Annotated in this window: 7 protein-coding genes; 5 read left to right on the top strand and 2 right to left on the bottom strand. The window is 48.4% G+C overall.

What is annotated here, in order from left to right; all coding sequences use genetic code 11:
- Window positions 1-247: 247 nt before the first annotated feature.
- A complete protein-coding gene (locus ACFORK_RS10875; protein ID WP_379198534.1) occupies window positions 248-1078 on the bottom strand; it encodes an aminoglycoside adenylyltransferase domain-containing protein in 831 nt (276 codons plus the stop codon).
- A 389-nt stretch (window positions 1079-1467) separates the two neighbouring features.
- On the opposite strand from ACFORK_RS10875, the gene ACFORK_RS10870 reads away from it, so the two are divergent.
- Complete coding sequence (locus ACFORK_RS10870) at window positions 1468-2091, top strand: TetR/AcrR family transcriptional regulator (RefSeq protein ID WP_379198532.1); 624 nt, start codon at window positions 1468-1470, stop codon at window positions 2089-2091.
- A gap of 20 nt (window positions 2092-2111) precedes the next feature.
- Window positions 2112-3602, top strand: coding sequence for a DHA2 family efflux MFS transporter permease subunit (locus ACFORK_RS10865; RefSeq protein ID WP_379198530.1), 1491 nt, complete (start codon window positions 2112-2114; stop codon window positions 3600-3602).
- Window positions 3603-3758: 156 nt separating this feature from the next.
- On the opposite strand, the gene ACFORK_RS10860 is transcribed toward ACFORK_RS10865, so the two are convergent.
- On the bottom strand, window positions 3759-4652 hold the full coding sequence (locus tag ACFORK_RS10860; RefSeq protein WP_379198528.1) for a DMT family transporter: 894 nt from the start codon (window positions 4650-4652) through the stop codon (window positions 3759-3761).
- A 126-nt stretch (window positions 4653-4778) separates the two neighbouring features.
- Between ACFORK_RS10860 and ACFORK_RS10855 the strand changes: the two genes are divergently transcribed.
- From ACFORK_RS10855 to ACFORK_RS10845, 3 genes are read left to right on the top strand one after another with little or no spacing between them, the layout of a single operon-like run.
- A complete protein-coding gene (locus ACFORK_RS10855; RefSeq protein ID WP_379198526.1) occupies window positions 4779-5663 on the top strand; it encodes a LysR family transcriptional regulator in 885 nt (294 codons plus the stop codon).
- A gap of 15 nt (window positions 5664-5678) precedes the next feature.
- Window positions 5679-6746, top strand: a complete 1068-nt coding sequence (locus ACFORK_RS10850; RefSeq protein WP_379198524.1) for a LacI family DNA-binding transcriptional regulator — start codon at window positions 5679-5681, stop codon at window positions 6744-6746.
- A 19-nt stretch (window positions 6747-6765) separates the two neighbouring features.
- Entirely contained in the window at window positions 6766-7926 is a 1161-nt protein-coding gene (locus tag ACFORK_RS10845; protein WP_379198522.1) for a Gfo/Idh/MocA family protein, read from the top strand.
- Window positions 7927-7929 lie beyond the last annotated feature (3 nt).

Genomic DNA, 7929 nt, shown 5'->3' with positions numbered 1-7929 from the left:
TTATATCGTTGTCTTTGTTCTCCCAAGTGAACACACCTCCACTGATTTCATTATCGGTCTGTCCGTTAACGGGTGTCCACTATTTATTCTAATTGCAAAATGTACCTTAATTCTACTAAAATGCCTGTCCAGCGTGCTTTTTCGAAAAATAAGATACAATAATGCCCTTAGTTCCCTCATTTACCTATATTGAAGAAAAATAAGATACAAAAATGCTGTTAGTTGGGGAGGAGGCCTCTCTTCAAGATTAAGACACAATCCACTCATCAAATATACGATTAGCTTCTAAGTGAATGTAACGAAGTAATGCCACAAGGTCAGTCAAGCGCTTTTCATTTGAATCATAGTAGCGTTGAGACAGCAGCCGTTTTATGTTAATCGCCTCATAGATCAGTTCATGCCACCGCTGTGGGATAATTGTAATTCCATAATAACCAGCCTCAACTTTACTCTTTATGTCATGCTCTTTTAATGTATATAGTTGCCGTAGCATACCAAGGGTACACCATTCAACAGTCTCATCAAGCTGTTTTGTAACACTCTCCGGGTCTGATGAATTATTCAAATTCAATGGATTCTCTAGTCGATTTATCCAGCCAGCCCAATAGGTATTTAAGTTTTCAATGACGTATGTGATTAAAGTTTTAATGTCTACTTCATAATTTAAGGATTGTGTCGATCCATAAACTCTGATGCCATGATTTTTGAGAATCCACCAAGTAATTGGATTAATATCAGAACCAAAGCCATTTGTATGCACTTGTTTATTATAGTAGGTCAATAAAGAACTAATTTCACATTGTGGTTTACCAAGTTCACTCCCCGGCAGATAAGCTCCCATAATATCAGTCTGTGGAAACATGTTTTCCAGCTCTTCGTGAGCTGCCGAGATGGACTGGATATCAGACATCGTTGGTGGCTCTCGAAGAATTGCTATGAAATCAATATCGCTAGAACCTTCAATAAAGTCTCCCAATGCAACCGAACCGTAGATATAAACTGAATCGATGTTGGAATTGTTCGTAACTAAAGAGCTGCATAGCGCATTCATAGATTTTTCGACTATTTGTGGTATCATAGTTAGCTCCTTTCAAAATAAGATCGATGTTGCACTATGAATTCTTTATCATAATTCAAATATCCTTTATGGTTACATATAACCAGATGGGGGTACCTAATCTTGACTATTGACAAGGACAGGGGTTCAGGAGTACATTAATGTTCGGTTAAACGGCGTTTAAAACAGTGATTACATGAAGAAAGGAGATTGTACTAATGAATTATTTATTACGTCTCCAGGGAAAGTATAACGTGTGATGAACAAGCTGTCGGACAGGAAGGAACAGATTACACTCGTTGCCTGATGTTGACTATTGACAATAACAGGTGTTTAGGAGTACATTAATGTTCGATTAAACAGTGTTTAAAACAATGATTAAATCATGAGAGGAGGTGGAAACGGTAGCGATGAACACACTGGACCAGGGCACAGACCATTCAGATAAAGATACTAAACAGACGATTTTGGATGCTACGGTGATGTTGATCAAAGAGGAAGGGTTCCAATGCGCGACTCTGCGTAAAATTGCTTCCAGGGCAGACACTAATCTTGCGTTGGTGAATTATTATTACGGTTCCAAGGAAAGTCTAATGAGTGATGCCGTTCGTGTATTGCTCTCAACGTTCGATGATGCCTTCCAGGCACTTGAAGATGCTTCCTTGCTGCCGGAGGAGCGGCTCAAGCAATTCTTAAGCCGGTATGTTGTGAATCTTCTCCGATATCCCGGATTGGCCAGACAGGTGCTGGAACAGGGACCCCAGATCATGTGCTCACCTACAGAATATGACCGTTATGCCAAGATCTTGAGGGTCAAGAAAATGCACAATACATTGAAGGAGATCACTCATGTAGAGGACGATGGCAGATTGCAACTAATGATGCTTCAGCTATATGGGGCTGTTGTGATTCCGGCGCTGATTACGAACTTTCCGGGCAAGAAGGAAAAGATCACACCGGTGTTTGACCTTCCGGCTCTCGATGAGCAGATCGATTGTCTGTTTGAGCATTATTTTAGTAAATATACTTTATAGAGAAAAGAGTGGAGAAAAGCATGTCAAATAGTGTGAATGGAAATACGGCAGGAGGACAGGCTTTCTCATTGAAAGCAATTATTCCTCCGTTGCTCGCGATTATCGTGGGTATGATTATGGTTATTCTGGATGGTACAGTCGTCAATGTCGCCGTCCCTAAACTTGTCGATTACTTCTCGACAGACCTCAAAACAGTGCAATGGGCCATTACAGGCTACACGCTAGCACTGGCTGCAGTTATTCCGCTGGCTGGCTGGATGACAGACCGTTTTGGCTCTAAGCAGGTCTTTCTGGCAACGGTAATCATGTTCGTCTTGGGTTCCGTACTGTGCTCCATTGCCCAAACCTCGGGCCAACTTGTTCTTTTCCGTGTAATCCAAGGTCTGGGCGGCGGGATGGTCGCTCCAATCGGGATGGCAATGGTCTTCAAATTGGCACCGCCGGAACGCAGAGGCTCCATTATGGGGATGCTCGGGATTCCGATGCTGCTTGCCCCAGCACTTGGACCGATTCTCTCCGGTTGGCTGGTGGAGTACGTAAGCTGGCACTGGATCTTCCTGATCAACCTGCCAATTGGTATCATAGCTGTCATTCTGGGCATTAAATACTTGCCGACTTCCGAGAAAACAGGCAGAACACACCTCGATCTGTTGGGCATGATCCTGGCGCCAATCGCCTTCTCCATGCTGGCTTACGGCGTTAACGAAGGCGGTAGCGGCAGTTGGTCGTCCACATCGACAATCGTAGGGTTGGCCGTTGGTGGCGTAGCACTGGTCTTGTTCGTTATCGTTGAGCTGCTGCATAAGCATCCGCTACTGGAACTGCGCGTTTTCCGTTCTTCCGACTTTACCCGCGGTATTATCCTGACTTGGGTAACACAAGCGGCACTATTCGGTACCATGCTGTTCGTTCCGCTCTATCTTCAGCAGATCCGCAATTTCACACCGCTTGAGACTGGCTTGATTCTGTTGCCACAGGCGCTGGCTGCCGGATTCGGTATGCCGATTGGCGGTCGTCTGTTCGATAAGATCGGTGCACGTCCGTTGGCTTTTGTCGGCCTGACGATTATCTCTGTTGCGCTATTCATGCTGTCGGGTATTACAATGGACACCGCGCTTCCACAGATTATGGTATACCTGTTCATGATGGGTCTGGGTATGGGCTTGACCATGATGCCACTGAACACGCATGTACTCAATTCCGCACCGCGTGAATGGGTTGGCCGTGTAACGCCGCTTACTGCAGCTGCACAACAAGTTGTTGTTTCCTTTGCTGTAGCAGGTATGACCGGCTACCTAACCAGTCAAATTACAACCCATATGGGTGAAATGGGCAAAGGCGGCAATCCGCTGGCGGCCTCAGTATTGGCTTTCAATGATGTCTTCTTCCTGGCCGGCTGTATCGCTGTGGCTGGTGTAGTCATCAGTATCATCCTGCGCAAGCCAAAGGTGGCAACCGCGAACCCTGGAGAGGGCGATAAGGCTGATGCGGCTATGATGATGGGGCACTAAGCCACTTAGCTCAGGAATGTGTAACGCATAACGCAGCCATAGTTGTGGCACAAAAAACCGCAAGTCTCCTTTCATGGAGGCTTGCGGTTTTCGCTATGTAGAAAATTTGAGGCGCGGGGACAAGCACGGCTGTCCTGCCCAATCATGACTGCGGCATTAACTGGCGCCGCGTTTCCCCTGTATCCAAGCCGGGGCGAAGGATGCTTTACCCAGCAGCTCAGAAGCAACAATACCGAGCAGAACGAGTGCCGCTCCGGCATACCCTTGGTGACTCAGCTTCTCTCCGACGAACCAGTAGCCGAACAAGGCGGCGAAGACTGGCTCTAACGAGAAAATGAGTCCGGTGCGTGCAGGAGAAGTGTACTTCTGTGCAACCGGCTGCAAAATGAAGCCGAAAGCACTGCACAGAATGCCCAGTGCCAAAATGGCGGTCCAGCCTGGCAAGGTAGAGGGCAGATGAGGCGTCTCGAACAGCAGGGAAAGCACCAGTGCGTAACCGCCAGCAAAGCCGAGCTGCAGGATACCGATGCTTAACGAGTCATGCTCTTTGACCGCTTTGCCGGTAACGATGATCTGTACTGCATAGAATACTGCCGACAGCGTACAGAGAAGATCACCGGGCCGTACGGTTAGCGAAGCATTCAGCGTTAGCAGACCGATTCCGCCGATGGCGAGCAGGGAGCCGAAGATTTGCGGGAATCCGACTTTATTTTTGAAGAACAGCACTTGAAGCAACGGAACGAAAATGACGGTTAACGCGACCAGGAACCCGGCATTGGAAGTAGTGGTTGTCTTGAGCCCGAACGTAATGCATGTGAACACGCCTAACAGCAGGAAGCCAAGCAAGGCGCCATATTTTAAGGTCTTAACATTAATCATGCGCAGACGCTTGTGGAAAATCGCGGCAGACAATATAAAAGCAAGTCCGAATCGGAGCGCAATCAGATTAAATTCGCCGAGGCTATCCAGCCCCATTTTCATAAACAGATAGGAGGAGCCCCAAAATACAGTTACAACCAATAGCAAGAGATCAGCCTTAAACGGCTTCATCAGTTCATCATCCTTTTAATCATCGAAGTGAGTATAGTATAATATGCCTGATTATATAAGTTAACTGAATGTTTATCATGTAATACATGAATAAATATCATACATATGAACGAGGGGGATACTGGCTTGAGTCTCAGTAAATACGAAGTGTTTTTAAAAGTAGTGGAGTTGGGTAGCCTCACCAAAGCAGCAGAAGTTCTTGGGTTCACCCAATCGGGTATCAGTCACACCATTAACAGTCTGGAGACAGAATTTGGCTTCTCGCTGCTGATCCGCAATCGTTCAGGTGTCAGACTCACTGTGAACGGGGAACAGGTGCTACAGCCAATCCGCGAGATTCTGAACTGGAATGAGCAATTGAAACAGAAGGTAACTCACATTCATGGACTGGAGACGGGAACGATCACCATCGGTACATTCACCAGCGTATCTGTCCATTGGCTGCCCGGGATGATCAAGCAGTTCCGTAGTCAGTATCCCTATATTGAGTTCAAGCTCATGGAGGGCGACTACCTGGAGATTGAACAATGGATCGAGGCAGGGGTGATCGATTGCGGCTTTATATCGCTACCTACGCGTGACAAGTTCGAAGTTTTTCCTTTGAAAAAAGATCGTATGCTTGCCATTGTTTCACAGGAGCATCCGATCAGCGGGGCACCTTACTTTCCCCTGTCGCAAATTGCGCATGAGGATTTCATTATTCCCAAGGCCGGCTCGGATTATGATGTTCGGCGGGTGCTGGAGAAGGCTGGCATTGAACCTAATGTTAAATTCTCGGCTGGGGATGATTATGCGATCATTGCCATGGTAGATAAAGGTCTTGGCATAAGTATTCTGCCGGAGCTGGTGTTGATGCGCCAAAATCATAACGTGGTGATGCTGGAACTCGAGGAGCCAAGCTTTCGATCGCTGGGAATCGCCGTTCATTCGATGAAACACGCTTCACCTGCAACGAAAAAGTTCGTTCGGCATGTGCAAGAATGGGTGGAGGTTCATGCAGAAAAGAATTGACGAAGTGAGCTTTGCATGAGAGAATGTACGCGTGTACATTTTGTAAAGGAGTTGATTCCTATCGCCAGCCGAAAAGAGGTGGCCGAGCTGGCCGGTGTATCTGAAGCTACCGTATCACGTGTGCTGAATGATGTCGGTCCGCTTAAGGAAGAGACGAAGCAGCGGGTGCTGGAAGCAGCCCAACAGCTGGGCTATACGCCAAACTCGCTAGCCCGAAGCTTTGCCCGTAAACGCAGCGGCAATCTGGGTGTGGTTATGCCATATTTGCCCAAGGCACGTCTGTTCTCTGCTTATTATTTTTCTGAGATTCTAAGCGGTATCGGGAACAAAGCACGGGATGAAGGTTATGATCTGCTGATGCTCTTTCGCAATTCAGACGGGACTATGGATTACAGCGAGCTATTTCGGATGCGCAAGGTGGATGCTTGTATTGTCCTTGGTGCCAAAGAAGAGAAGGAAGAGCTTGAAGCACTGCGCCGGTTGAAGGAAGATGGATATCCCTTCTGTCTTATTAACCAGCATTTTGAAGGAGAGAACTTCCCCGAGGTGGATGCAGATCATGTTCAGGGCAGTATGCTGGCTGTTCAGCATCTGCTTCAACAGGGCTTTACGCGGATTGCCTTTCTGAATGGGCCGCAGGTCTATTCGAACAGCCGCGATCGGATGGAAGGGTATTCCCGTGCACTACGCGAGGCCGGTTTATCCGTGCAGTCTTCCTTGCAGTTTGAGGGAAACTTTAGCCGCAGAAGCGGCATCCGTGCGGCAGCGGAAATTGCAGCCGTGCTGGGCGAGATTGATGCTGTGTTTGCAGCCAATGACCGAATGGCGATCGGTCTGCAGCAAGGGTTGTTCGAATTGGGAATTACTAGAGAAAACATGCCTGCTATTATCGGCTATGACGATTCCGATGCAGCTGAATTGACCACACCTGCCTTGAGCAGTGTGCGTGTGCCATTTTACCGGCTGGGCGAGCTGGCTGCAGCCCGTGTGCTGGATACGCCGGAGGACGGGGCTGCAGAAGACAAGCCGCTTCGGATCAAGCTTCCGACAGAGCTTGTTGTTCGTGCTTCAACCCTCATTTGAATTCCCTAGGAGGTATTAAATGAAACAACTGCGCGTTGGCATGATCGGGTATAAATTTATGGGCAAGGCTCACAGCAATGCCTACAAGACTCTTCCGATGTTTTTTCCTCAGGCGTTGAAGCCGGAAATGTCCGTGCTTTGCGGACGTAATGCCGAAGATTTGCAGGAAGCGGCCGCGCGGCTTGGATGGCAGGATAGCGTTACGGACTGGCGGGAACTGGTGACCCGAGAGGATATTGATCTGGTGGATATCAATGCACCAAGTAATGTCCATAAGGAAATTGCGCTGGCTGCGGCCAAAGCGGGCAAGCATCTGTTCTGCGAGAAGCCGCTGGCGTTGTCGCTTGCGGATTCCAGGGAAATGCTTCAGGCCGCAGAGGAGGCTGGCGTCCTCCATATGATAGGCTTCAATTACCGCTTTTCCCCAGCCGTACGGTTGGCTAAGAAGCTGGTGGAGAGTGGACGTCTCGGCAAGATTTATCACTTCCGGGCCTGGTTCCTGCAAGACTGGATTCTCGATCCGGAATTCCCGCTAGTCTGGAGGCTCCAGAAGGAAATTGCCGGGTCCGGTTCTCATGGTGATCTGGGGGCGCATCTCATTGATTTAGCACATTTCCTTGTAGGCGATATTAAGGAAGTGATCGGTATGAGTGAGACCTTCATCAAGGAGCGTCCGCTAGCTGCTGAAATGACAGGTCTTACTGCTAAGGGAAGCGCAGAAGGACCACGTGGTGAGGTTACGGTGGATGATGCTACGCTCTTTTTGGCCCGTTTTGCAAACGGTGCCATGGGCAGCTTCGAGGCTACGCGTTTTGCCGCGGGACACCGTTCTACCAATTCTTTTGAAATCAACGGAAGTCTTGGCAGTGTAAAGTTCGACTTTGAGCGCATGAATGAACTGGAGGTCTTTCTGACCTCAGATGACGAAGATGTGCAGGGCTTCCGCCGTGTGCTGGCCACTGATCCTGTTCATGAATATGCGGCGGCCTGGTGGCCAACCGGACATACCATCGGTTTTGAACATACATTTATTCATGAAGTGCTGGAATTGTCCAATGCCATTGAAGAAGGCCGTCTGCCGGAACCCAACTTCCGGGACGGTGTGAAATGTCAGGCAGTGCTTGAAGCCGTGGAACGTTCGATTGAAGAGCGTCGCTGGGTTAGCCTGTCCGAAATGTAGCTT

Origin of the sequence: Paenibacillus sp. GCM10012306, assembly GCF_042649265.1 — a bacterium.
Taxonomy (GTDB): Bacteria; Bacillota; Bacilli; order Paenibacillales; family Paenibacillaceae; genus Paenibacillus_AQ.
Note: the sequence above shows the minus strand (reverse complement) of the source record. Positions and strands in the feature narration are given on the sequence as shown.

Excerpts from the sequence above, each read along its gene's own strand:
- ACFORK_RS10845 (WP_379198522.1), top strand. The coding sequence starts at position 6,766 with ATGAAACAACTGCGCGTTGGCATGATCGGGTATAAATTTATGGGCAAG.
- ACFORK_RS10875 (WP_379198534.1), bottom strand. The coding sequence starts at position 1,078 with ATGATACCACAAATAGTCGAAAAATCTATGAATGCGCTATGCAGCTCT.
- ACFORK_RS10860 (WP_379198528.1), bottom strand. The coding sequence starts at position 4,652 with ATGAAGCCGTTTAAGGCTGATCTCTTGCTATTGGTTGTAACTGTATTT.
- ACFORK_RS10850 (WP_379198524.1), top strand. The coding sequence starts at position 5,679 with ATGAGAGAATGTACGCGTGTACATTTTGTAAAGGAGTTGATTCCTATC.
- ACFORK_RS10865 (WP_379198530.1), top strand. The coding sequence starts at position 2,112 with ATGTCAAATAGTGTGAATGGAAATACGGCAGGAGGACAGGCTTTCTCA.
- ACFORK_RS10870 (WP_379198532.1), top strand. The coding sequence starts at position 1,468 with ATGAACACACTGGACCAGGGCACAGACCATTCAGATAAAGATACTAAA.